Origin of the sequence: Natronobacterium haloterrestre (assembly GCF_900112205.1) — an archaeon.
Taxonomy (GTDB): domain Archaea; phylum Halobacteriota; class Halobacteria; order Halobacteriales; family Natrialbaceae; genus Natronobacterium; species Natronobacterium haloterrestre.
In genome coordinates, this window is the sequence record NZ_FOKW01000005.1 from 53,633 (window position 1) to 78,455 (window position 24,823).

Below are 24,823 nucleotides of genomic sequence, written 5' to 3' on the forward strand. Positions count from 1 at the left end.
TCCCGCAACGTTTTTGCCCTCGGTCCCGAATCGAACGTGTATGGCACCCGAATCCCTCGCTCGTGCCGGTGTCGCCACCGCCAGCCAGCCACAGCGCACGCAGTCGGGATTCGGTTTCGGCTTCTTCTGACGGACTCGAGACGGTGGACCCGCGGCGTCCCTACCGGGTCGCCGCGGCGAAACCGTCCGTCGCGGATCGGGGCCGCACGATCGGGCGCGACCGCCTGACTCGCCGCCAGAACTCGTCCCCGACGCGAGTCGGAACCGCTAACTGACCGCCACGCAGCCATCTAACCAAGCGAATGCAACTCCCAGAATCACAGGTCGCGGTCTTGGAGGCCGCGAGCGCGGACGAGGCAACGTCCGTCGACGCCCTCGCCGAGGCGACAGACCTCCCGCCGGAGACCGTCACCGGGGCGGCCTTCGAACTCGAGGCGGAAGGACTCGTCACGGTCGAGGAGCGCGTCGACGAATCGATCGAACTCACCGAGGAGGGCCAGGAGTACGCTGCCGACGAACTGCCGGAAGTACGTCTCTACGAGGCCGCCCTCGAGGCCGGTGCCGACGAGGATTCGGTCTCGATGGGCCAGGTCATCGGCCGATCGGGCCTCGAGGGCAACGCGGTCGACATCGCGCTCTCGAACTACGCCCGGAAGGGGTACGGCGTCATCGACAGCGGCGAGATCACCGCCGACCCCGACGCCGAACCCGCGGCCGACGCGGAGGCGACGGCGCTCGAGGGACTCGCCGCCGAGGACGCCGACACCGACGTCGACGAGAACACCCTCGAGTCCCTCGAGCGGCGCGGCCTCGTCGAGGTCGTCGAGACGACCGCCCGCGAGGTGACGCTGACCGACGACGGCGTCACCGAACTGATGGCCGGCGTCGAGACCGCCGAGACGGTCGGACAGGTCACCCCCGAACTGCTCACGAGCGGCGAGTGGGAAGACGTCGAGTTCGCCGACTACAACGTCGAGGCCGACGCCGAGCGCGTCGACGGCGGCAACGTCCACATCCTGCGCCAGACCGCCGAACGCGTCAAGGACGTCCTCGTCGGCATGGGCTTCCAGGAGATGCAGGGGCCCCACGTCGACGCGGACTTCTGGATCAACGACTGCCTGTTCATGCCCCAGGACCACCCCGCCCGCACCCACTGGGATCGGTTCGCCCTCGAGGAGCCGACCCACATCGACGACCTCCCAGAGCAACTCGTCGAGGACGTCGAGCGCGCCCACCGGGAGGGCGTCGGCGAGGACGGCGAGGGGTACCACTCGCCGTGGGACGAGGACTTCGCGCGGGCGCTCGCCCTGCGCGGGCACACGACCTCGCTGTCGACGCGGTACCTGTCGGGGGAGGAGATCGGCGAGATCGAACCGCCCGCGCGGTTCTTCAGCGTCGAGAAGGTCTACCGCAACGACACGCTGGACCCGACCCACCTGCTCGAGTTCTTCCAGATCGAGGGGTGGGTGATGGCCGAGGACCTCTCCGTGCGGGACCTGATGGGCACCTTCGAGGAGTTCTACGCCCAGTTCGGCATCGAGGACATCCGGTTCAAACCCCACTACAACCCCTACACGGAGCCGTCGTTCGAACTGTTCGGCACCCACCCGACGACCGGCGAACTCGTCGAGATCGGCAACTCGGGCATCTTCCGCGAGGAGATGTTAGCGCCCCTCGGGGTGGAGTGCGACGTGATGGCCTGGGGGCTGGCCCTCGAGCGACTGCTGATGCTGATGTACGGCTTCGAAGACATCCGCGACATCCACGGGACGCTGTGTGACCTCGAACTGCTGCGGAACACGGAGGTGACCTACTGATGCCCACGGTCGACATCGACCCCGACGAACTGCGCGACCTGACCGGCAAGGAGGAGAAAGCCGACGAGGAACTCAAGGAGGACCTGTTCGGCCTCGGCCTCGAGTTCGAGGGCCGCACCGAGGACGGCGAGTTCGAACTCGAGTTCGCCCCGGACCGCCTCGACCGGCTCTCGGTCGAGGGGGTCGCCCGCTCGCTGCGCTACCAGTACGGCGACGCCCGCGGGGTGCACGTCCCCTCGACCAACTCCGCGGAGTGGACCATCGAGGTCGACGAGTCGGTGCCCGAGGAACGGCCCTACGTTACGGGCGCGGTGATCCGCGACGTCGACCTGGACGAGGACGGCCTCGACTCGCTGATCCAGCTTCAGGAGAAGCTCCACGCGACGATGGGTCGCAAGCGCGCGAAGGGCGCGATCGGGATCCACGATCTGACGATGTTAAAAGGCAGCCCCGCCACGGAGGGGACCCCGACGATCGAGTACGTCGGCCTCGAACCCGACGAGGACACGTTCGTCCCCCTCGATTCGGACCGCGAGATGACGCCCGCGGACGTCCTCGAGGACCACCCGACCGGCGAGACGTACGCCGATCTGGTCAGCGAGTACGAGCGGTATCCGGCGATCTACGACGACCTCGGGCTGTTCTCGTTCCCGCCGGTGATCAACGGCCGGCGCACCGAAGTCTCGACCGACTCGCGGGACCTGTTCGTCGAGATGACCGGCACGGACCAGTGGACGATCGACAAGATGCTCAACATCGTCTGCTACGCGCTGGCCGCCCGGGGAGCCACCCTCGAGGAGGTGCGAGTCGAGTACCCGGATCACGAGGTCGTCCGCCCCGACCTCTCGACGAAGACCAAGACGGTCGCTCACGACCGGATCGAGACCATCCTCGGGATCGACCTCGACCCCGAAGAAGTGATCGACCTCGCCGAGCGGTCGGGACTCGAGGCCGGGAAGGACGAGGACGACGGCAATCTGGTCTACGAGGTCACGATCCCGCCGTACCGCGTCGACGTCCTCCACCCGCTGGACGTCATCGACGACCTCGGCCGGGCCTACGGCTTCAACGACCTCGAGCCGAAGTACCCCGACGTCGGGACCGTCGGCGGCCGCCACGAGCGCTCCCGCCTCGAGCGATCGGTCCGCGAGCAACTCGTCGGGCTGGGCTTCGAGGACCTGCTGAACTTCCACATGATCAGCGAGGAAGAGAACTACGAGCGCCTCGACGTTGAGCCGGGCGAGGACGTCTACGGCGCCGGGGAGCCGGCGACGATCAAGGGTCCATACAGCGAGGACTTCACCATGCTGCGGACGTGGGTCACGCCCTCGCTGCTGATGGTCTTGGAGCGCAACACTCACCGCGCGTACCCGCAGGACTTAGCGGAGATCGGCTTCACCGCGGAGGTCGACGAGAGCGAAAATACGGGCGTCGCCGAACGGCGCCGCGTCGGGGCCGTCCTCGCGAGCCACGAGGCCGGCTACGAGGACGCCAAGGCGCGACTGCAGGCGCTTTGCCGGAAGTTCGACGTCGATCTGGAGACGCCGCCGACGGACCACCCGACCTTCATTTCGGGTCGAACGGCGAGCGTCGTCATCGACGGCGAGGAGGTCGGCGTCATCGGCGAGGTACATCCGAAGGTGCTCGTCGAGCACGACCTCGAGGTGCCGGTGGCCGGCTTCGAGTTCGACCTCGCGGCGCTCCGGTAGCGGGGCGGTAGGTAGGCAACCACGGATCGACGGATCGCCGACTCAAACCCGGCGGGTGAGGTGATCCCGGACGACCCGCTGACACTCCCGGCACCGCTCGAGCAGTCGAACCACCGTCGACAGGACCGGGTACGCCGACGGGAGTTCGCGATAGAGATAGGTCACCAGCGAGCGATGGACCAGGCCCGCCGTAGCGCCGGATGCCGCCGTTTCTCCAAGGACCGACTGCCGACGCTCGAGGAGACGTCGGCACGTCGCCCGGTGCTCCGCGAGCCGGTCGTGACGTCGGCACAGTGCCTCGAACCCCAGGTCCGAAAGCGGGGTCTCGTCGGCCTCGAGGAGCCACGCGCAGATCTCGGCGACCGCGTCGGCGCTCGAGCGGAGCGATTCGGCCTCGGTGTCGAGGGCGCGTTCCATCGCCTCGAGTTCGGCGCGGCGTCGACGAGTCGCCGAGAGGACGACCTGCTTCAGGTCGGACGTGAACCGGCGGTCGGTCGAGGGGGCGAGTGCGACCGCGACGTCGTCGCCGAGTTCCTCCGCGATAGTCGCCGACAACGGCTCGGCGTCGTCGACGTCCGCCACGCTGTACGGGCGGATCGTCTCCGCGAACAGATCGCGAACGTCCGCTCGGCGGTCGGCGTTGGCTGTCTCGCTATCGGCTATCGGTGCGGAGCGAACGGTGGCAACAGTCGAAGCGGGCACGGCCCGGCCGCCATCCGCGATGCGGGCGGTCGCGCGAGCGGGCGACGAAGACATCGCCGCCACCGCCGGAAGGGCATCGACGCCTTTGGCGAACCGGTCGACCGCCGACAGTTTTTCCGACACCGCTTCCCGTTCGTCCGTGACCCGCGCCGTTGCGTTCTCGAGTAACGCAGGAACGGCGTCGGTCATCAGCGGGTCACCCCGGACGCGAGGACCAGTCCTCGGGAGCGATCCATCGGATCGGTCGTAACTGTCGCCCGATAGGTCGACGGATCGGAGCCACACTCGACGCCGGTCTCAGCGTCAGCCTCAGCGCCGGTCTCAGCGCCGGTCTCAGCGCCGGTCTCAGCGCCGGCGATAGCCAGATTACGGCTCGGGGATCGGCGGAGGAGTTCGAGCGAGATCGGCAGCGTCACGATGCCGCCGTTGCCAGCGTTCGGGACGGGTTCGTCGAGTGCGTAGTCGTCGATAGTAACCGTCCACGAGCGCGCGCCAGTCCCCGGTTCGACCGTTCGGGACCGGATCGTGTATGCTCCGAGGAGCGCCGACCCCTGCAACTGTGCCAGCGTCGATTCGAGCGGGTCCTCCGCCGGCGGGGAAGCGGGAAGCCGCCGGGCGGCTCCGAGGAGAAGGTCTCGTTGCTCGGTCGGGTCGAGGACCGCCATCTCCGCGGCCATGCTCTCGAGCAGGCACAGACAGAGTTCGTCGGTGTGCTCGATACGCTCGGCGACATCGAAGTAGGTGTCCATGATCGCGTTCTCGAGGTCGTCGTGGGCAGAAACGGCGATCGCCTCGAACACCGCCCCGGCGACGGCGTGACAGAAGTCGATCAACGAACCGTCGCCGAAGGATTCGGTCGACGCCGGACGCTCCGGAGCCGTACTCTGCTCGGCCCGCTCCCGTGTGCTCTCCGACGACGAGTTGGGGGAGTCCCCCGCCGGTTCTCGGTTCCGCTCACAGACGATGACGTCGTAGGTCGGGAGACTCGGATCGTAGCGTCGAAGTGCTGCCCTGTACTGTTCGGTCGCTCGCGCCGCGGCCCTGGCAACCGGCCGATTCCGGAAAGACAGTCCCGCCGCCGGGACCGGTTGCTCGCCGGTCCGGCCGCAGACGAGGTAGTACCGGCCCGCATCGCTCGAGAGCGACGTGACGTACTGACGAATATCCTCGAGCGTCGTTCCAACCATTTTAGGTCAACCTAAATGCTGGCTGCCATAAATAGTTTAGGTGAACCTAAACGACTGGCGACGGGCCATGCTTTGAACTGTCGGTCCCCGCTGGTGGTGCGAAGAACCGGACCGGACCGCAGTCGATGCAGGCGGACCTATCGCTCCAGAGTGTACTCGGTTCGCGAAAGAACGGCCGTATTAGAACTCGTGTTCGACTTCTTCCTCGTCCGCTTTCTGGATGATAATTTTACCGTCCCGTACCCGGACGAAGACCTCGTCGCCGATATCCATGCCCGCGACTGCGAGTTCGTCCTCGTGGAGATTCAGATGGACGTTGTGGTAGTTGCCGTCTTCGTCTTTCGCACCGCTTGGACTCAGCTTCTTTTTCCGAACCATCGCGGGATTCTATGACGAACTTCGCCGTAGGATATACTTAAGTGTTTTCTACCCGCCAACGACCGGTCACTGGACACGAAACCGTTCTCCGGACAAAAGCCTCGGCCGCCGGAGACCGGATACTGCGGGGAAGTGACGTCCGTAACCACTTAAAGATACCGACGCAGTCGGTCGATTTTCGGGGATATCTTTATACTATCCCGTGCGCTGGGTTGACACGGAGGCGAAAACCATGGTACGCGAAGACGGGAAACGAAACTTTGCGCTGCGAGAATCGGACGGCGAAGAGTCGAGCGTCTTCTCGGGGAACACTCCCCGACAGGCGGCGCTCAAGGCAGCCCGGCGACTCGAGCCCGGCTCGAGCGAAGACGAGGCCGAGCGCGTCGAACTCCGACTCCGCGAGAAGGGAACCGACAAGGTCCACATCTACGACGGCTGGGCCTGGGAAGAGACCGCACCGGACGACAAGCCCGACTGGATGCCCGAGGAGATCACGGAGGCCAACGTCTCCAAGAAGGGAATCGAACACCTCGACGAGTGAGAGTCCGGCCTTTTTCACGCTCACACCCGCTCGAGCGGCTGTGACAACGAGCAGTAACGCGGACGAGAGCTCGGTCCCCGCGAGTGTGGCGACGGCACAGCCGCCGAACGCGCCGTGAACTCGAGATCCGAGACTCGGGATTCGAGAGTGCCTACTCCGTCGTGATCTCGAACCGGGCACCCCCCTCGTCGCCGTCCGTGACCGACACCGACCAGCCGTGGGCCGAGACGATCCGGTCGACGATCGACAGGCCGAGTCCCGTTCCACCGTCACCGGTGTACCCCTCCTCGAAGATCTGCTCGCGGCGATCTTCGGGGATGCCGACGCCGTCGTCCTCGAGCGCGAACCCCTCTTCTATCTCCTCGACCCGGATCGATACCGCGTCGCCGTTGTGTTCGACGGCGTTGCGGATCAGGTTCTCGAGCGCCTGCCGGAGCCGGCCCCGGTCCGCCTCCAGCGTGGGGAGATCGTCGGGCTCGAGTTCGAGGGTTGCGCCGTCGGTGGCGACGTCGTCCCAGGCGTCCCTGACGACCGACTCGAGGGCGACGGGTTCGGTGTCGCCGACGCGGACCCCGTCGCGGGCGAGCGTCAGGAGGTCGTCGATCATCGCCTCCATCCGGTCGGCCGCGTCGATCACGTCATCGAGATAGGCGTCGTCGCCGGTTTCGGAGACGAGTTCCGCCGACCCCGAGATGACGTTCAACGGGTTCCGAAGGTCGTGGCTAACGACGGAGGCGAACTGCTCGAGGCGCTCGTTCTGGCTGACGAGTTCCCGTCGCCGCTGGCGGCGCTCGAGCCGGTAGCCGACGAGTTCACCGAGCGTCCGGAGCTGTCGCCGGAGCTGTTCCGGCCAGGGACGGCACTGCCGCCCCGCGACGGCGAGGACGCCGGTCAGTTCCCAGTCGACGACGATCGGAACCGCGAGCAGCGCATCGAGGTCGCGTTCTTCGAGGTACGGATGCGGGTCCCGCGAGCAGTCAGGGGAGCCACGATCCGTGCCGCCGCGGATGCCCGCGGCCGCCCCCAGATCGCCGATGAACCCCTCGGGGATCTCGAGGCCCTCCTCGGCCCCCAGGTCGATCGCCGACTCCCCGACCGTACCGGTCGCCGTCTCCGCATCGGTCCCGGCCGGCACTGCGTGAACGTCGAACGCACGAATCGCCTCCTCGAACCCGGGGAACGACGCGGCCGGGAGCGGTTCCGGCTCCGAGTCGGTCGACTCGGGCCGGGCGAACCAGGAGTGAGTCGGGACGAGCCGTTCGTCGTCCCCGTCGTACTCGAAGACGAGCGACCGGTCGGCATCGAGCCGTCGCCCGACCGACTCGAGTCCCCACTCGATCTCGATGTCGACCTCGTCGTGGGCCGCTCCCATCAGCGAGCGCGCGACCTCGAGGACGGTCTCGCCGGCGTCGGAGATCGACGCCTCGTAGACGGCGTCGATCCGGTCCCGGAGCCGTCGGGGAGCGTCCGTTCCCGGCTCCGACCCGGCGTCCCGGTACACGACGTCGTCGACGCTCGCCCGGAGCAGCGCCCGCACCCACTCCGGGCTGTTGCCCGTCAGCTCCGACCGCGACACGAAGGGAACGATCGGAACGTCGGGACGGGCCGCGGCGACCGACTCGAGGCAGTCGACGACCGACTGCGACTCCGCGGTCGCCCCCGCTGCGAGCACGAGACAGTCGACGTCGTCCGCGAGCAGGTCGGCCGTCGAATCGACCCCGGCGACCGTCGTCACTCGATAGGTCGACTCGAGCGCGTCGACCGCCCGGTCGCGGACCGATCCATTTACCCCGGCGTACCGGACGTGAAAGGATCTACGCTCGCTCCCTACGGCCACTGGTGTGCACCTCCATCGTGAGCCAGTCCTTCCGTAAGAGTTCGTCAGTTAGCCGAAATAATTTGTGGCAGAGAATGAAGCACTGTCGTCGTCGACCCGACGCGTTTTTGCGGGCGTCCCTGCAATAGGCTGGCAATGACCGCAGTTACGCTCGGTCCCGAAGGAACCTACTCACACCGGGCGACGACCGCCGTCGCCGACGAGGACGAGATCGACTTCCGCCAGTCGGTGACCGCGATCGTCGACGCCGTCGCCGCCGGCGAACACGACCGGGGCGTCATCCCCATCGAGAACAGCATCGAGGGCTCCGTGACGGAGAGTTTAGACGCCCTCGCCGAGTACGAGGTCGCCGTCGTCCGCGAGATCGTCACCCCGATCAGGCACGCCCTGCTCGCCCAGGGACCGGAGTTCGACACGATCGCCAGCCACTCGCAGGCGCTCGCACAGTGTCGCTCCTACCTCGAGCGGGAACACCCCGACGCCACCCTCGAGGCGGTCGCGAGCACCGCCCAGGGAGTCGAGTTCGCCCGCGACGATCCCTCGATGGCCGGGATCGGCCATCCCGCAAACGCCAGCAACGGCACCGACCTCGAGGTGCTCGCGGAGGACATCCAGGATCAGGACTCGAACGCGACGCGGTTCTTCGCCGTCGCGCCGGCCGACGAGCGCTCGAAAGGGGGCGGCAAAACCTCGCTGGTCGTCTACCCGAACGCCAACTACCCGGGCCTGTTGCTCGAGTTGCTCGAGCCGTTTGCCGACCGGTCGATCAACCTGACCCGCGTCGAGTCCCGGCCCAGCGGCCGACGACTCGGCGACTACGTCTTCCACGTCGACATCGAGGCCGGCCTCTACGAGTCCCGGACGAAAGAGGCCTTAGAGGAGATCGAGGAACTCGCGGAGAACGGGTGGGTGCGACGACTGGGATCGTACGATACGGAACACGTCGTGGAGTGACGGCGGCCGAGGTTACCGAAAGCCGTTTCCGCCCGTTCGCAGTACGGGCACCCATGACGCTCGAGACCGGCGCGGACGCACCCGACGTCACCGCACCCAACCAGAACGGCGAGGAGGTCTCCCCCGCGTTCGAGGAACCGACCGTCCTCTACTTCTACCCGCGGGACGATACCCCGGGCTGTACCGTCGAGGCGAATCAGTTCCAGCGGGAACTCGAGACCTACCGCGACGCCGGGGTCGCGGTCTACGGCGTCTCGACCGACGACGTCGACTCCCACCGGGAGTTCCGCGAGTCGGAAGGCCTCGAGTTCGACCTGCTCGCGGACCCCGACGGGGAGGTCGCCGACGCCTTCGACGTCGACGTCCGAAGCGGCGCGACCGCACGGACGACCTTCGTGCTCGCCGACGGCGAGGTGAAAGCGGTCTACGAGGGCGTCGATCCGGACGGCCACGCCCGCGAGGTGCTGCAGGACGCCCTCGAGGAAGGGATCGCGACGCTGCCGGAGTGATCGTCGAAGGACCGAGGATCGCGAGAATCGCCGGAGGGAAGCGGCATCGAGCAGTCGTTCTGTCCTCGCGGTGCGGGCAGAATTTATCTCGCTGGAAGCCATACCACTGGACATGCGACGGAACCCGTTCGACGAAATCGAGGAAATGCTCGACCGCGTCAGCCGACAGGTCGAAGAGGGGATGACCGGCGGCGGCCTCCAGGTCCCGGGCTCGGTGCCGGTCGACGTCGCCGACACCGACGAGGAGTACGTCGTCACCGCCGACCTCCCCGGCTACGAGACCGACGACATCGAACTGACCCTCTCGGACGGCACCCTCCGCCTCGACGCGACGCGCGAGGACGACCTCGAGTTCGCCGAGGGCGAGTACCTGCGACGCGAGCGGACCCGCAAGACGGCGAGTCGCCGGGTTCGCCTGCCGGAGCCAGTCGAGGAAGACGAGGTGACGGCGGGGTACGAGAACGGCGTGCTCACCGTGCGACTGCCGAAGGTCGGCGGCGGCACGGGCTCGAAGTCGATCGACATCGAGTAGCGAGTCGTCACTCCGAGAGCAGCCGTTCGATCGCGGTCGCCGCGTCACGGAACGCGGCGACGTCCATGCTGTCGGTCGTCAGGACGACGCCGACGTCGTCGACGATCTTTCTGACCACGAACCCGTCCCCGTGGACCCGAATGGTAAAGGAGTACTCGCCGATCCCGTTGGCGTGCTCTACGGCCTCGAGGCCGTTGCGGATGGGCACTTCTGCGAAGCCGACGGTCTCCATGTCGATCAGTTCCGACTTCGCCTCGCGGGCCTCGTCGGTGGATTCGTACAGGTCCTGGCGGACGTAGAGGACGTCGAACGCGCTCGGCGTGAAGTAGATGGCGCTGCGGAGCTCGTCCCCGAGCCCGGTTCGAGCGATGCGTACGATTTCGTCGGCCGATCCTCCCGAGATGCCGGTTTCGAACGTGTGGTGTGTCATCGCGGAGTATACGCGCCTCGAGATATCAAGGGTTTCGGCGCTAAAACCGCCGAAATACCGACGTTTCGGCAGCTCGAGCCGCATCGGACGAGGGGCGGGCAACGACCCGACGGTGACCCCGAACGCGAATCCGGCCGACGAGGGACCTGGACCACGGCCGCCGGGAAATCGGTCTCCGTGGCTCGAATCCATTATAAGGTGTCAGGTCCCACGTCTACACAGCAATGAGTGACGCGGGATACGACCACGCAGCGGTCGAACGCCGCTGGCAAGAGGCGTGGGACGACGCGGACGCGTATCGGACGCCCGACGACGTCGAGGACCCGACGTACGTCCTCGGGATGTATCCGTATCCGTCCGGCAAGCTCCACATGGGCCACGTCCGCAACTACACGATCACGGACGCCTACGCCCGGTACCGACGAATGCAGGGCGACGACGTCCTCCACCCGATGGGGTGGGACGCGTTCGGCCTCCCGGCCGAGAACGCGGCAAAGGAACGCGACACCAACCCGCGGGACTGGACGTTCGACTGCATCGAGACGATGCGCGACCAGATGACGGCGATGGGCTTTGGCTACGACTGGGACCGGGAGGTCACCACCTGTACGCCGGAGTACTACCAGTGGAATCAGTGGCTCTTCCGGCGGTTCCACGAGGAAGACCTCGTCGAGCGCCGCGACGCCGAGGTCAACTGGTGTCCCCACTGCGAGACCGTCCTGGCCGACGAACAGGTCGAGGGCGAAGCCGAACTCTGCTGGCGCTGTGACACGCCCGTGGAGACGCGCGAACTCGAGCAGTGGTTCCTGAAGATCACCGAGTACGCGGACGAACTGCTCGAGGACATCGACGACCTCGAGGGGTGGCCCAACTCGGTGCGCCAGATGCAGCGCAACTGGATCGGCCGGCAGTACGGTAGCGAGGTCGACTTCGAGATCGAAGGACACGGACCAGTCACCGCCTTCACCACTCGTATCGACACCATCTACGGCGCGACCTTCTTCGCGCTCGCGCCGGACCACCCGATCAGCGAGGAACTCGCCGAGGAGGACGAGGAGGTTCGTCACTTCATCGAGCACGAGGCCGACCCCGACGGCGACGAGCCGAACGGCGTCGAGACCGACCTGACCGCCACGAACCCCGCGACCGGCGAGGAGATCCCGGTCTACGTCGCGGACTTCGTCCTCTCGGACGTCGGGACCGGTGCGCTGATGGCCGTCCCCGGCCACGACGAGCGCGACCACGCCTTCGCCGAGAAGATGGGCGAGGAGATCGTTCCTGTCGTCGCGCCCGAACCCGAGGACGGCGAGGACCCCGAAGCGCCCGACGTCGACGACGCGGCGTTCACCGAGGACGGCGTCCTGGTCAACTCCGGCGACTACTCCGGACTGGACAGCGAGACCGCCCGCGAACGCCTGACCGAGGACCTGGAGAGCGCCGAGCACGCGACACAGTACCAGCTCCGGGACTGGGGGATCTCGCGCCAGCGCTACTGGGGGACGCCGATCCCGGTCGTCCACTGCGACGACTGTGGCCCCGTCCTGGTCCCCGACGAGGACCTGCCCGTCGAACTACCGGAGTTCATCAACACCACCGGGAACCCGCTGGACGCCGCCGAGGACTGGAAGGAGACGACCTGTCCCGACTGCGGTGGGCCGGCCGAACGGGAGACGGACACGATGGACACCTTCGTCGACTCCTCGTGGTACTTCCTGCGGTACGTCTCCCCGGGCCTCGAGGACGCGCCGTTCGACCTGGAGCGGGCCAACGACTGGATGCCGGTCGACCAGTACGTGGGCGGCATCGAACACGCCGTGATGCACCTGCTGTACTCGCGGTTCTTCACGAAGGTACTGGCGGACCACGAGGGCCTCGAGCACCGCGAGCCCTTCACGAACCTGCTGGCCCAGGGGATGGTCCAGCTCGAGGGCGAGAAGATGTCCAAGTCGAAGGGCAACGTCGTCTCCCCCCAGCGGATCGTCGAGGAGTACGGCGCGGACACGGCGCGGCTGTTCATGATGCAGGCCGCCCAGCCCGAGCGCGACTTCGACTGGAGCGAAGAGGGCGTCCGCTCGACGAACGCCTTCCTGGCCCGACTGAAGGAGATGGTCGAGGAGTACGCGGCGCCACGCGCCGCGGAAGACGCGAGCGGCGAGGAGCCGCGAGCGAACGGGTACGACGGCGGGAAAGACGCCGTCGCGAGCTACGTCGACGCCGAGATCGACGCGACGATCGCAATCGCCGACGCGGAGTACGACGACCTCACCTTCAACAAGGCGCTGCGTGAGACCCAGGATCTGACGCGGACGCTACGACAGTACGCCGAGTACACCGAGCCCCACGCCGAAACCTACGAGCGCGGGCTGTCCGCGGTCGTCCGACTGCTGGCCCCCGTCGCGCCGCACCTCGCCGAGGAACTGTACGACGAACTGGGCAACGACGGCTTCGTCGTCGACGCACCGTGGCCGACCGCGGAGGTCGATCGCGACTACGTCGAGAAGCGCCGCCGCCTGGTCGAGAACACCCGCGAGGACGTCCGGGACATCGTCGAGGTCGCCGGCATCGAGGATCCCGAACGGATCGACGTCGTCGTCGCTCCCGAGTGGAAGTACGACGCCCTCGAGATCGCGATCGAGAGCGACGCCGACAACCTGATCGGCGAACTCATGGGCCACGACCACATCCGCCAGCAGGGCGACGCCGCGGCCGACTACGGTCAGGACCTGCAGGCCGAGCGCGAGGCCCTGGAGCGAACGCTCGGCCCCGACGAGGAGTACGCGGCCCTGGAGTCGGCCGCCTGGCTGTTAGAGCGCGAGTTCGACGCCGACGTGCGAGTCGTCTACGCGGAGGAAGTCGACGAGAGCGTGCTGAAAAACGCCGAACCGGGTCGACCGGCGATCGAGATCGAGGACTGACGGGCCTCGGCGGTCGGTAGTCCGTTCGATCCCGCCCGGGTTCTTTCTCCCGTTTCGACGGCGATCGTCCGCCGCCGAATCGTGACGAGTGCCGGCGCTGTCAGCACCGCGCCACCGCGCCGGTCCTGTAGAGCCCCGTGACGACTCCGTCGCGTCGCTCGTGTTCGTCGACCCGAAGGGGCGAAGGGAACGCAACACCGTTCAAATCGAAGCTCCGAAGAAGAGTCGCGACCGGTTCAGTCAGCCGCAATTTCTAGATCGGCCGTCTCCTCCCGACCGATCGCCTCGACGATCAGTTCGGCGACGTCGACGACCTCGATCTCGTCCTCGTAGCCGCCGGTCTTGCGGCCGTCCTCGTACATCGTCATGCACATCGGGCAGGCGACGACGAACTTCTCGACGCCCGCGCCGGCGTCGGTGTCCTCGAGCGCCTCCCGAATCCGTTCTTCGCTCGGTTTGGGCTCCTCCTCGAAGTCCATCCAGAGGCCGCCACCGCCGCCGCCACAGCAGAAGGAGTTGTCGCGGTTGCGGGGCATCTCGTCGAGTTCACAGCCCGTGGCACGGATGAGTTCGCGCGGGGCCTCGTACTCGTCGTTGTACCGACCCAGGTGACAGGGGTCGTGGTAGGTGACGGTGTAGTCGAGTTCGTCGCCGTTCAGGTCGAGTTTGCCCTCCCGGACGAGTTCCTCGACGGCCTGGGTCCAGTGGTAGACGTCGATCTCGCCGTCTTCGTTCCACTGCTCGTCGTACTCGAACGGCATCATCGGGTCGTCCGCGAACTCGTCGAAGTTGAGCTCGGGGTACTCGTTTTTGAACGTGTTGTACGAGTGGGGGTCCGTACAGACGATCGTGTCGAACTCACAATCCTCCCAGGTCTCGACGTGGTGGCCGGCGAGTTCGACGTACAGCAGTTCTTCGCCGACCCGGCGGATGTCGTTGCCGTCGTACTTCTCGTCGTCGAAGAGGATGCCGAAGCTGACGTCCGCCTCCTTCAGGATCGTCGCCAGCGAGCGGGCGACCTGCTTGTTGCGCTCGTCGTAGCTCGGGAAGTCACCGACGTACCAGAGGTAGTCGACTTCCTGCTCGCGGGCGTCGGGGACGTCGAACTCGAGGTCGTCGGCCCAGTCGCCCCGGTTGCGCGGCGAGTCGCCGAAGGTGTTGCCGTTCTGCATGACGTTCTGGAAGACGTCCTGCATGTTGGAGTCGACGTCACCCTGGTCGGTGAGCTGTCGGTTGAGTCGGGTGAAGGACTGGAGGTGTTCGATTTCGACCGGGCAGGCGTCCATGCAGGCCATACAGGCCATGCAGGACTCCATCGTCTCCGCGTTGATGACGGAGGTGCCGCCGTCGGCGACGATCGGCTGTTGCTCCCCGCCGGCCTCGAGTTCCTCGCGGTACTGTTTCAGGTCGAGGATGACGTTGCGCGGGTCGAGCGGACGATCGGACGCCTTGGCGGGACAGACCGACGAACAGCGGCCACACTTGGTACAGGCGTCCTGGTCGAGGATCTCCTTCCAGGTGAAATCGTCGATGGATTCGGCGTTGGTCGCGTCCAGGTCCGACGGGACGTTCGGCAGGCGCTTGCCGGCCTTCTCGTCGCGGACGACGACGTTCGCGAACGAGGAGAGCATGTGGAACGGCTTGGCGTAGGGGATCCACGCGATGAAGAAGAACGCGATCAGCGAGTGGGACCACCAGGCCAGCCAGTGGAGGTTCTCGGCGTTCAGCCCGGCGCCGTTGACCCCGGCCTGCTCCGCGCCCAGAACGGACAGCCCCGCCGCGTCGAAAGCCAGCGCGAGCCCGTAACCGACGAAGCTGACGATTTCGTGGTCTGGGATGCCGGCGCTGTAGATGCGCAGCCCCTCGAGGAGGAAGCCGCCGACGCCCAGCAGGAACAGCGTCCAGATGAAGACGTCGTCCTCGCTCGAGGTATGGCGATCCCAGAGGCGTTCGTTGCGGACCCAGTAGCGGCGATACATGGCCATCCCGATGCCGACGACGAACAGCAGTCCCATCGCGTCGACGATGAACTGGTAGGAGAGATAGAAGGTTCCTTCCCAGAAACTCGTGTGCAGGACCTTCTGGAAGGCGTACTCGTCGACCATCAGGATCAGCGTCGCGATGAACAGCGTCAGGAACCCCCAGAGGATAAACGAGTGCATCAGGCCGCCGTAGAGGTCCCTGTTGAACTGCTTCTCGTTCGAGAGGACGATCTTGGCCCCGTTGACGATTCGGCTCGGTAGATCGTTCAGCCGGGCGAACGGGTCGTCGTCGCCGTCCGTGTACCGGCTGAACCGCTGGTAGACCCCGTAGACGAACGTCGCGATAGCGATCGCCGCCAGGAGGTAGAACACCGCGTACTCGGTGTTCGTGATCCCCCAGTAGGTCTCGCGTGCGACGTCCGACTGGGCTAGGACGTTCATGTTCAATCACGGGGGTGGGCATGACTTAATTCTTGTCACACCGCACCACGTTGCACCCTGCCGCCGTCTTGCGGAAATTTTCCGTCTATTGCTCGTTTATAACTGTTGTTTGTGGTCGTTCTTCGCCCACGCTATCTGGCAACAGGCTTAAATAGCCGCCCGTCGCGAGTGTCCACCCATGAACGAAAAAACGGAGGAATTGCGCGATATCTTCACTGACGTCACCGACGGGGAGGAAACCGTCACCGAGTCCCAGCAGGACACCCGGGGCTCCCTCGATCGGGACGAGCGAACCGACGAGGAACGGCTGGAAAGCGTCGTCACGCAGATGCGTGAACGCTACGAGTTCGAGGTCGACCTCTCGAACGAAGAACTCATCACGATCGCCAGAGGGTTCTACGACGAGAAAACCGACGCCGAACTCGCCGAGGATCTCGACACCGATCCGGAGGAAATCTTCGAGGCGCGCATGTCGTTGCACCTGATCAGCGACGAAGACGCCGACGAGGTCGACCTGGCCGCGATCCGCGACCGCGACGAGGACGACGCGACGCTGGCCGAAGAGTACGGCGTCGACGAGGAGGCGATCCGGCGCTACCGGCGGGTCGCGAAGGCCGAAGACGAGTCCCGAACGGCGAACGACCGCTACCGGGACGAGTTCGACAGCATCCTCGCCGACGCGGAACTCTCCCAGCAGATTACCAGCGACGTCCGGGAGGACGGCCTCAAGGATGCGACCGAAGGGATGGAAACGGACGTCGACTTCTAGTCTTTCGACGGGTTCGGCTTCGCCTTCGCTGTCTCGTTCTATCGACTCGAGCGTTCGGGTTACCGTACCGTCGAACGCGGGTTTTTGTACGATCGGGCGGCCAACCGGGGCGTGACCGTCGAGTACGTCTCGTTTACCGACCTGCGAACCGCGGCGTTCTGTCCGCGACAGTGTTACTACCGCCGAACCCGGCGGAACGACGGCGAGGACGATCCGACACCGCCGCCGGAAGTCACCGCCGTCCGTGGACTCGAACCCCGGTACGAGCAACTGCTCGCTGCCGACGACGACGTGCTCGAGCGCGAGCCGATCGAACCATCATCCGCCGCGTACCGGGACCGACTGGCGGCGACCCGCGACCGACTCGCCTCGGCTGGCCACTGGGAGCGGCTTCGCGATCCCGATGTACGGGACGCGTTCGTGACGGGCCGGGACTGTCGCGGAATCGTCCACAAGGTCCTCGCGGACCCGCTCGAGCCCGTCCTGGTCTCCGCGGGGCGGCCCCCGGAACGGGGCATCTGGCACCCCCAGTCGGTCCACGCCGTCGCGGCGGCGAAGGCGCTCGCCTGGGAGCGGAAAACGGTGGTCGATCGGGCCTGGATCGAGTACCCTGCCTACGGCGAGATCCGCTCGCTCGAGTTGACCACGCGCCGAAAAGCACGGTACCGGCGGACGCTCCGGACGGTCCGGGAACTCGACGGCCCGCCGCCGCGGATCGACGACGAGGCGAAGTGTCGTACCTGCGAGTTCGCGGACGAGTGTGGCGTCCGAACCCGGTCGTTGCGGTCGCTGCTCGGGCTCTAGTCCGCGAGCCAGGCCTCGATCTCGTCGGCCATCGCGCCGCGGCGGTGGATCGTCTCGCTCGAGACGTCGACGACGGTACTTTCGGTGCCCTCGGTCCGGCCGCCGTCGAGGACGACCGCGGCCGCCTCCCGGATCTCGGAGCCGAGGTCCCCCGCGGTCCGGACGCTCTCCCGGCCGCTGACGTTCGCGCTCGTGGCCGTGATCGGCGTCCCGGCGCGTTCACAGAGCGCGAGCGCGAGGTCGTGGTCCGGCACGCGGACGCCGACCCGGTCCGCACCGGCAGTGAGGACGTCGGGGACCTCCTCGCCGCGGCGACAGAGGACGGTGACGGGACCGGGCAGGAACGTCGCCATGAACCGTCGCTCGCGCTCGGTCGCGCGGACGTGTTGCAGCGCCGCGGGCACCGAGGGGACGGCGAAGGAGATCGGTTTCGACCGATCCCGGTCTTTCGCCTCGAACACGCGTTCGACGGCGTCGGCCTCGAGCGCGTCCGCCGCGAGCCCGTAGACGGTTTCGGTGGGGTAGACGACCAGCTCCCCGGATTCGATCGCGTCCGCCGCACGGTCGATCTCGCTCATTCGGGTGATACTCGGCGGATCCCGGGCAAAAAACTGTCGTCCGGTTCCGGCACGCCGGCTACGCGAGGCCGAGTTCCGCCTCGAGGTCGTCGTAGTCGGGGAACTCGGGCCACTCCTCGGCGACCCAGACCGCCTCGACGGTCAGGTCGTCGTCGAGCGCCACGAAGGCGGGTCGTGGTTCGCTCACGCCGGCCATTCCGTCCAGGTCGTGGGCCAGGCCGTACTCCTCGGCGACTTCGTTGGCCGGGTCGGCAAAGAGATCGAACGGGTAGTCGTTGTCCTCGATGAACCGCTTGACACCGTAGGGGTTCGCGACGGTGACCCCGACGACGCGGGGGGCGGCATCGTCCCAGCCGCGGTCGGCGAGTTCGTCCCAGACGTACTTCGCGAGGAACGAGCCTGTCATAGGCGTGAAAACGAGGATCGCCCCGGTGCCGTCGCTTCCCCCTTCGGCGACGAGGTCGGACAGCGACCGATCCTCCCAGTACTCGTCGTTGACCAGCGGCCGGGTAAACTCGGGGGCGGTGTCGCCCGGTTCGACGTGCTCGGTCGACTCGAGCGAGACGACCTCGAAGTCGGGCATCAGGCGTCACCCCCGGCGGTTGCGCCCGTCCCCGGGCTCTCGGCCTCGGTTCCGGAGCCGTACGTCGACTCGAGGTAATCGACGATGTTCGCGCTCTCGGCCATCGTCACGCCCGTATTCTCGTCGACGATCACCGGCACCGTCCGGACGCCGGCGACCCGCTTGACGACGTTTCGGTCGGAGTGCATCGGCTCGACGAACCGCGATCGGTAGGCCAGGTCGTACCCCTCGAGCAGGCGCGTCACCCGTTCGCAGTAGGGACATCCCTGTAGTCGGTAGAACGTGATCGGCGGATCGGCGTCGGTTGCGCGCTCGGTCATACCCACCCGTTCGGGAAACGGCCGGGTAAACGTGTCGTCGCCGGTTACCTGGGCGGAAAACAGTAAACGGTTAACCGGTCGGGCGACAAGACCCCACATCGATGGCGTTTTCGCTCCCGCTCGAGATCTCGAATGTCCTGTTCGCCGCCGAGGTGCCGGTCGTGGGCCTCGACGTCGCCCAGTCGACGGTGACGATTCTCGGCACGCTCGCGATCGTCGTTCTCATCCTGCTGTCCGGCTTTTTCTCCTCCTCCGAGATCGCGATGTTCAACCTGCCGAAACACCGCCTCGACGGAATGGTCGAAGACGGTCTCGAGGGTGCGGAACTCACGAAGGCGTTGAAGGACGACCCACACAGGCTGCTCGTGACGATCCTGGTTGGAAACAACATCGTCAACATCGCGATGTCCTCGATCGCGACCGCAGTGCTGTCGATCTACTTCGGTGGGCTGATCGGCGTCCTGCTGGCGACGTTCGGCATCACCGCGCTCGTCCTCCTGTTCGGTGAGAGCGTGCCCAAGTCCTACGCGGTCGAAAACACCGATACCTGGGCGCGCCGCATCGCCAAACCGCTGAAAGCCACCGAGTACGTCCTCTATCCGCTGATCGTTCTCTTTGATTACCTGACCAGGCAGGTGAACAAACTCATCGGATCGACGGGAGCGATCGAGTCGCCGTACGTCACCCGCGACGAACTGCAGGAGATGATCGAATCCGGCGAGCGCGAGGGCGTCTTGGAGGAGGAAGAACACGAGATGCTCCAGCGCATCTTCCGGTTCAACAACACGATCGTCAAGGAGGTCATGACCCCGCGGCTGGACATGACCGCGGTCCCGAAGGACGCCGACATCGACGAGGCCATCGAGACCTGTATCCAGAGCGGCCACGCCCGCGTGCCGGTCTACGAGGGGAGCCTCGACAACGTCCAGGGGATCGTCCACATCCGCGATCTGGTCCGCGATCTGAACTACGGCGAGACCGAGACCGACGAACTCGAGCTGGCCGATCTCATCCAGCCGACGCTACACGTCCCCGAGTCGAAAAACGTCGACGAACTCCTCACCGAAATGCGCGAAAATCGGATGCACATGGCGATCGTCATCGACGAGTTCGGTACCACCGAGGGGCTGGTGACGATGGAGGACATGGTCGAGGAGATCATCGGCGAGATCCTCGAGGGCGGCGAGGACATGCCCATCGAGGAACTGGACGACCGAACCGTGATGGTCCGGGGCGAGGTCAACATCGAGGACGTCAACGAAGCCCTCGAGATCGATCTCCCCGAGGGCGAGGAGTTCGAGACGATCGCCGGTTTCATCTTCAACCGCGCGGGCCGACTCGTCGAGGAAGGCGAGGAGATCACCTACGACGGAGTCCGAATCACGGTCGAGAGCGTCGAGAACACGCGGATAATGAAAGCGCGGCTGCGAAAACTTGCGATGGAAACGGAGGAGGTCGACGGTGACGCAGCCGACGATACAAACGGCGACAGCGAGGAACAGCCGCTCGAGACGGAACCCGACACGAGCGACATCGCCGACAGCGCGCCGGAGTAGCGGACCGGTTCCGGTTCCCAGTTCCGGGTCACGGTTCCCGGTTCCGGGTCACGGTTCTCGTTTTTCGACGGTTGAGGACCGACAGCGAGGATCGGAATCTGGATCGGGATCGGGATCAGGATCGGGATCAGGATCGGGGTCAGGATCGGGATCAGGATCGGGATCAGGATCGGGATCAGGATCGGGATCAGGATCGGGATCAGGATCGGGATCAGGATCGGGATCAGGGACTCGAGTCCACCAGTCCAGTGATCTCTTCGGCGACCGACGGCGGGACGACGATCCGTCTCGGTCCGGCGACGTACTGCCCGCCAGGCTGGGCGTAATCGAGGCTCAACACGGCGATGTCGCCGATTCGCCGAACTGAGACGTCTCGGATCACCTCGAGATCGATCGCTCGGTCGGGATCGTAGAGGTAGATCGTTCGCTCGGTGCGATCGACCGCGCCGACCGACCGCAGGAAGGATGCGAGCACGAGGGCGACGAGCGCGAGCGGGATCGAGATGGCGGCCAGGCCGGTAAACGCTGCCGGGCCGAGTACGCCGCCGACTCCGTTGCCGGACGCCGCGACCGATCGACCGACCACGACCAGTCCGCCGATGAGCCCGCCCATCACGACGGTCCCGACCGCGGCGTCGAGCGCCTGCGACAGGCCGCGTCGGGACGGCGATCCCGACGGGACGGGGAGCGCCTCGAGGAGGCGCTCGAGGCGCTGGACGGAGTTTCCGGAGACGGCGAGTGCGAGAACCGTTACGGCGACGGCCGCGATCGTCGCGAGGAGGACCGTCTGGACGATCTCCATGGTCGCGCCGCCGGCTTGCTCGGTGAAGTCGTACAGTCGCCAGAACACCACGTTGGAGATGGCGGCGAAGAACGTGCCGACGCCGAGCGACCAGAGCAGGCGAACGGTCCAGGAGGTCGACGCGTCGCGGCGCCACTGGACGGTCCCGGGGTCGTCAGGATCGACGGGATCGACCGGATCGACCGGATCGACGGCGTCGGCAGGGGAACCTGCCTCGGAATTCGCGTTCGCGTCGGCGTTCCCGCTCGCAGTCGCGTCCTCGTCCATGGTCGAACTCGCCGCTCGCGGGGTAAAGACCGTTCGATGTTTGACCTTCCCGGGTTCGACGGTCGAGGCCGACAGCGACGACTCGCGGGCGGTCAGTGCCGACGGCGCGCTCGAGGGGCTCCGGTTTCACTCAACCGACGTCAGAGAATCAACGAAAACGCGGTGAATCCGGCGTAGGAGATGAGGATCGAGCCGACGAGCGATCCGATCCACGCCAGGACGGTGTATCCCATCTTTCGAGCGCTGACGCCGCCACCGCTACCCGAGGCCGCGGCGTAGCCGCTGCCGATGATGGCGCTGACGATGATCTCGTTGAACGAGACCGGGATGCCGTACAGGACGGCCGTCTGGGCGATGATGAACGAGGGGATCAGGGCGGCGATCGAGCGCCGCGGGCCCAGCGAGGAGTAATCCTGCGAAATCGCCTTGATCATCCGCGGCGCGCCGGTCCAGGAACCGAGCAGCAGGCCGAACCCGCCGCCGACCAGCAGCGCGATCAGCGGCAACCCGACGTCGCCCGACAGCGGGATCAACGGCCCGATCGCCAGCCCGACCTGGCTCCCGCCGGCCGAGAACGCGACCAGACCACCCAGCACCAGCAGGAAGTGCCGTTCCCCGCGTTCGGTGCCGTTCCGGAGATCGATCCCGATAGCCGCGGTCCAGAACAGCGCCATGACGAGCGTCATCGCGGCGACCCCGAGGAGGTCCGGTCCCGGGATCCAGGCGCTCGAGGCCTCGGCGATCGACGCGCCGCCGGCCTCGGCGGGACCAAGAACCGCGAACTCGATGTTGGCCACGATGACCCCGACGAACGCGGCAAGCAGGGCGATCAGGTACTCTTCGGCGATGGGTTCCCGGCGGAGCAGACGCGCGATCGCGTAGGCGAGGCCACCGCCGACGAACGGCGTCAGGAGCCACAGCGTCGCGATCTCGCCGTACTTCGCCCACGCCGGATCACCGCCCATCGCCAGCCCGACGCCGATGACCGCGCCGGTGACGGTAAAGGCAGTCGCGATCGGATATCCCGCGAAGACGCCGGTCGCGACCAGCCCCGCGGCGATGACCAGTGCGATCGTCGCGGCCATCGGGTCGAGGACGACTCCGCCGATCAGTTCCGTGCCGACCGCCTCTGAGACGTTCGCGCCCTGCAACACTGCGCCCGCGAATCCGAGGATACCAACGAAAAAGCCCGCTCGCATCACCGAAATCGCGTTCGCTCCGACCGCGGGTGCAAAGGGCGTCGATCCGCTCGAGCCGGCGCCGATCGCCCAGGCCATAAAGAGGCTCGCGAGGGCGGCTATCATGAACGTCGCGACCGTCGCGATCTCGACCATCTACGAGGGGGCTACTGGCGGACCCTACAAGTGTGTGCCGACCTGCGATCGTCGGGCGGTGCCCGCGGCCGACGGACCACTCCGTCGGATGCTGGCGCCGGGCACTCCGCCGAGCGACGAGCCGACGGCTCAGTTCGTCGTCGACTTCGGTTCGTCGTCTTCCGGCTCCGGCGGCGGCTCGGCCCCCTCGATCGCCTCCGCGGCGTCGGTGTCCTTCTCGACCTGGACGTGCCAGCGGTCGACCTCGTCCTCGAGTTCGGCGAGCCGATCCGAGACCGCGGCCTTCAGGTCGTCGTCGTTGATGTTGACCTCGAAGACGAACCGCTCGGCGTCGTCGTTTCCGCGTGCGGACTGCTGGATGTTCGCGCTGACCAGGTCGTTGTCGAAGTAGTAGGGCGCGAGCTGGGTCATCACGTTCTGGTAGACCGTGTCCTCGACGCGGCGCAGAGCCTTGCGGCTCGCCGAGTCGGCCGCCCGCGCGACGTAATCGATCGACTCCCGCCAGTTGTCGACCGCCGCCTCGGGATCGTCCTCCTCGAGCTGTTCGTACGACTCCGAGAGCTTCTCGCCGGCGGTCTTGATGTCCTCGTCGGGTTCCTTCCCGGCCTTTTCGCCCTTGCCCTCCTCGACGCTTGCCTGATCGGCCGTCTTCTCGCTGACGTCGCTCTCGAGGGTCTCGTGGGCTTTCGGGCGCCACTCCTCCCACTCGCGGAAGGCCTCGACGAACTGGTCCTCACGGTCCTTTCGGCCTTCTCGGTCCGGATGGTCGTCCTCGGCGGCCTCGTCGTCGGCCTCGTCATCGGCCTCGGAGCCGTCACCGTCGACGCTGCCGTCAGGGACCGGTCGATCGGGATCGTCCGCGCCGATGCCGGCGTCCCGCAGCGCGCGGGAGATCCGTTCGCCGTGCTCGACGACGTCGCCCCAGTCACCGCGAACTTTGAACCCCGAGATGCTCTCTTCCATTCGACTGGCGCGGTAGTATGGGGCGGATCGGTATAAACTTCTCCGCCGACGCTCGCGAGCCCATGTGTTCCCCTCGGGCGTTCGCGGTCGCGGTGGCGGTCGCGGGCGCACTCGAGTGCGACCGCGACTCGCACCGGCGCGTCATCGATACCATCAACTACCCGGCGCGAGCCAGTACGAGTATGCCGATCGAAGACCGGGACGACGCGTACCTCGTCACCCACGCACTGGCGAAACACACGCTCTCACAGATTCGGGACATCGAAACCGAGCAGGTCAGCTTCCGAAAGGGGCTGGTCAAACTGGGCCGCATCTGCGGCTACGAGATCATCGACGGCCGCATGGAAACCGAGTACGTCGAGATCGAGACGCCACTCGAGGCGACGATGGGCGAGCAGGTCCGTGGCCTCGACGACGTCGTCATCATCAACGTCTTGCGCGCGGCGACGCCGTTCGTCGAGGGGCTGCTGAAGGCGTTCCCGCGGGCCCGACAGGGCGTCATCAGCGCGAGCCGCGACGAGGAGGCCGGCCGCGACGAGGACGGTGCCTTCCCGATCACGGTCGACTACGTCAAGCTTCCCGAGATCACGGAAGACGACACCGTCATCATCGCCGACCCGATGCTCGCGACCGGTTCGACGATGTGTACCGTCCTCGAGCACGTCACGGAGAGCGGGCCCGATCCGGAGAACCTGATCGTCCTCTCGGCCGTCTCGGCCCCCGAGGGGCTGCTCCGGATCGACGACGAGTTCCCCGAGGCGGACCTGCTGACGGTGTCGATCGACGAGAAACTCGACGAGAACGGCTTCATCGTTCCCGGCCTGGGCGACGCCGGCGACCGAGCGTTCCGGACGACCTGAGGTCGCGACCATCGTCGGAATCGCCGCCGCCGTCGCCGGGCTTTTGACCGTTC

24 protein-coding genes are annotated in these 24,823 nt (G+C 66.5%); 12 read left to right on the top strand and 12 right to left on the bottom strand.

What is annotated here, in order from left to right:
- Positions 1-302 precede the first annotated feature (302 nt).
- Both pheS and pheT read left to right on the top strand, forming a co-directional pair.
- Positions 303-1,817 carry a phenylalanine--tRNA ligase subunit alpha gene (gene pheS / locus BM113_RS10975; protein WP_089787963.1) on the top strand — a complete coding sequence of 505 codons (1,515 nt, stop codon included), beginning with the start codon at positions 303-305 and terminating at the stop codon, positions 1,815-1,817.
- Entirely contained in the window at positions 1,817-3,526 is a 1,710-nt protein-coding gene (pheT, locus tag BM113_RS10980; protein WP_089787965.1) for a phenylalanine--tRNA ligase subunit beta, read from the top strand. The genes pheS and pheT overlap by 1 nt, the downstream gene beginning before the upstream one ends.
- A gap of 42 nt (positions 3,527-3,568) precedes the next feature.
- Here pheT and BM113_RS10985 read toward each other — a convergent pair whose 3' ends face one another.
- The 3 genes from BM113_RS10985 to BM113_RS10995 all read right to left on the bottom strand — a co-directional run bounded on the left by BM113_RS10985 (position 3,569) and on the right by BM113_RS10995 (position 5,793).
- On the bottom strand, positions 3,569-4,417 hold the full coding sequence (locus BM113_RS10985) for a DUF7260 family protein (RefSeq protein WP_089787967.1): 849 nt from the start codon (positions 4,415-4,417) through the stop codon (positions 3,569-3,571).
- Entirely contained in the window at positions 4,417-5,415 is a 999-nt protein-coding gene (locus BM113_RS10990) for a DUF7551 domain-containing protein (RefSeq protein WP_089787969.1), read from the bottom strand. The genes BM113_RS10985 and BM113_RS10990 overlap by 1 nt, the downstream gene beginning before the upstream one ends.
- Positions 5,416-5,595: 180 nt before the next feature.
- Positions 5,596-5,793 (bottom strand): hypothetical protein, encoded by a 198-nt coding sequence (locus BM113_RS10995; protein ID WP_006674053.1) that lies wholly within the window; start codon positions 5,791-5,793, stop codon positions 5,596-5,598.
- A gap of 232 nt (positions 5,794-6,025) precedes the next feature.
- On the opposite strand from BM113_RS10995, the gene BM113_RS11000 reads away from it, so the two are divergent.
- Positions 6,026-6,334, top strand: a complete 309-nt coding sequence (locus tag BM113_RS11000) for a non-histone chromosomal MC1 family protein (protein ID WP_007141523.1) — start codon at positions 6,026-6,028, stop codon at positions 6,332-6,334.
- Between the two features lie 151 nt (positions 6,335-6,485).
- On the opposite strand, the gene BM113_RS11005 is transcribed toward BM113_RS11000, so the two are convergent.
- On the bottom strand, positions 6,486-8,171 hold the full coding sequence (locus tag BM113_RS11005) for a sensor histidine kinase (protein WP_089787971.1): 1,686 nt from the start codon (positions 8,169-8,171) through the stop codon (positions 6,486-6,488).
- Positions 8,172-8,306: 135 nt separating this feature from the next.
- Between BM113_RS11005 and pheA the strand changes: the two genes are divergently transcribed.
- From pheA to BM113_RS11020, 3 genes are all read left to right on the top strand, one after another.
- Positions 8,307-9,125 (top strand): prephenate dehydratase, encoded by an 819-nt coding sequence (gene pheA / locus BM113_RS11010; protein ID WP_089787973.1) that lies wholly within the window; start codon positions 8,307-8,309, stop codon positions 9,123-9,125.
- 53 nt (positions 9,126-9,178) lie between these two features.
- Positions 9,179-9,634 carry a peroxiredoxin gene (locus tag BM113_RS11015; protein ID WP_089787975.1) on the top strand — a complete coding sequence of 152 codons (456 nt, stop codon included), beginning with the start codon at positions 9,179-9,181 and terminating at the stop codon, positions 9,632-9,634.
- 112 nt (positions 9,635-9,746) lie between these two features.
- Positions 9,747-10,166 (top strand): Hsp20/alpha crystallin family protein, encoded by a 420-nt coding sequence (locus BM113_RS11020; RefSeq protein ID WP_089787977.1) that lies wholly within the window; start codon positions 9,747-9,749, stop codon positions 10,164-10,166.
- Between the two features lie 7 nt (positions 10,167-10,173).
- Here the strand turns inward: BM113_RS11020 and BM113_RS11025 are convergent, their stop codons facing one another.
- Positions 10,174-10,596 (bottom strand): DUF7522 family protein, encoded by a 423-nt coding sequence (locus BM113_RS11025; protein ID WP_089787978.1) that lies wholly within the window; start codon positions 10,594-10,596, stop codon positions 10,174-10,176.
- Positions 10,597-10,820: 224 nt separating this feature from the next.
- Here BM113_RS11025 and leuS point away from each other — a divergent pair, with 224 nt between their 5' ends.
- A complete protein-coding gene (leuS, locus tag BM113_RS11030) occupies positions 10,821-13,511 on the top strand; it encodes a leucine--tRNA ligase (RefSeq protein WP_089787980.1) in 2,691 nt (896 codons plus the stop codon).
- Between the two features lie 236 nt (positions 13,512-13,747).
- Here leuS and BM113_RS11035 read toward each other — a convergent pair whose 3' ends face one another.
- Positions 13,748-15,934, bottom strand: coding sequence for a heterodisulfide reductase-related iron-sulfur binding cluster (locus BM113_RS11035; RefSeq protein WP_089787982.1), 2,187 nt, complete (start codon positions 15,932-15,934; stop codon positions 13,748-13,750).
- Between the two features lie 178 nt (positions 15,935-16,112).
- Here BM113_RS11035 and BM113_RS11040 point away from each other — a divergent pair, with 178 nt between their 5' ends.
- Both BM113_RS11040 and BM113_RS11045 read left to right on the top strand, forming a co-directional pair.
- Positions 16,113-16,703: a conditioned medium-induced protein 4 gene (locus tag BM113_RS11040; protein ID WP_089787984.1), complete on the top strand. Its 591-nt coding sequence runs from the start codon at positions 16,113-16,115 to the stop codon at positions 16,701-16,703.
- 111 nt (positions 16,704-16,814) lie between these two features.
- Positions 16,815-17,507 (top strand): CRISPR-associated protein Cas4, encoded by a 693-nt coding sequence (locus BM113_RS11045; RefSeq protein WP_089788348.1) that lies wholly within the window; start codon positions 16,815-16,817, stop codon positions 17,505-17,507.
- Here the strand turns inward: BM113_RS11045 and BM113_RS11050 are convergent.
- The 3 genes from BM113_RS11050 to BM113_RS11060 are packed head-to-tail and all read right to left on the bottom strand — an operon-like array spanning position 17,504 to position 18,988.
- Positions 17,504-18,085 (bottom strand): L-threonylcarbamoyladenylate synthase, encoded by a 582-nt coding sequence (locus tag BM113_RS11050; protein ID WP_089787986.1) that lies wholly within the window; start codon positions 18,083-18,085, stop codon positions 17,504-17,506. The two genes, BM113_RS11045 and BM113_RS11050, sit on opposite strands and share 4 nt — an antisense overlap.
- Before the next feature lie 58 nt (positions 18,086-18,143).
- Positions 18,144-18,668, bottom strand: a complete 525-nt coding sequence (locus BM113_RS11055; protein WP_089787988.1) for a redoxin domain-containing protein — start codon at positions 18,666-18,668, stop codon at positions 18,144-18,146.
- Positions 18,668-18,988, bottom strand: a complete 321-nt coding sequence (locus BM113_RS11060; RefSeq protein WP_089787989.1) for a glutaredoxin family protein — start codon at positions 18,986-18,988, stop codon at positions 18,668-18,670. The genes BM113_RS11055 and BM113_RS11060 overlap by 1 nt, the downstream gene beginning before the upstream one ends.
- 101 nt (positions 18,989-19,089) lie before the next feature.
- Here BM113_RS11060 and BM113_RS11065 point away from each other — a divergent pair, with 101 nt between their 5' ends.
- Complete coding sequence (locus BM113_RS11065; protein WP_089787992.1) at positions 19,090-20,544, top strand: hemolysin family protein; 1,455 nt, start codon at positions 19,090-19,092, stop codon at positions 20,542-20,544.
- 223 nt (positions 20,545-20,767) lie between these two features.
- Here BM113_RS11065 and BM113_RS11075 read toward each other — a convergent pair whose 3' ends face one another.
- On the bottom strand, positions 20,768-21,613 hold the full coding sequence (locus BM113_RS11075) for a hypothetical protein (protein WP_089787994.1): 846 nt from the start codon (positions 21,611-21,613) through the stop codon (positions 20,768-20,770).
- On the opposite strand from BM113_RS11075, the gene BM113_RS22305 reads away from it, so the two are divergent.
- Complete coding sequence (locus tag BM113_RS22305; RefSeq protein WP_177209150.1) at positions 21,612-21,779, top strand: hypothetical protein; 168 nt, start codon at positions 21,612-21,614, stop codon at positions 21,777-21,779. The genes BM113_RS11075 and BM113_RS22305 overlap by 2 nt on opposite strands.
- On the opposite strand, the gene BM113_RS11080 is transcribed toward BM113_RS22305, so the two are convergent.
- Entirely contained in the window at positions 21,754-22,947 is a 1,194-nt protein-coding gene (locus BM113_RS11080) for an inorganic phosphate transporter (RefSeq protein ID WP_089787996.1), read from the bottom strand. The two genes, BM113_RS22305 and BM113_RS11080, sit on opposite strands and share 26 nt — an antisense overlap.
- Before the next feature lie 129 nt (positions 22,948-23,076).
- Positions 23,077-23,910, bottom strand: coding sequence for a DUF5828 family protein (locus BM113_RS11085; RefSeq protein WP_089787998.1), 834 nt, complete (start codon positions 23,908-23,910; stop codon positions 23,077-23,079).
- Positions 23,911-24,092: 182 nt separating this feature from the next.
- Between BM113_RS11085 and upp the strand changes: the two genes are divergently transcribed.
- Positions 24,093-24,770 (top strand): uracil phosphoribosyltransferase, encoded by a 678-nt coding sequence (upp, locus tag BM113_RS11090; RefSeq protein ID WP_007141506.1) that lies wholly within the window; start codon positions 24,093-24,095, stop codon positions 24,768-24,770.
- Positions 24,771-24,823 lie beyond the last annotated feature (53 nt).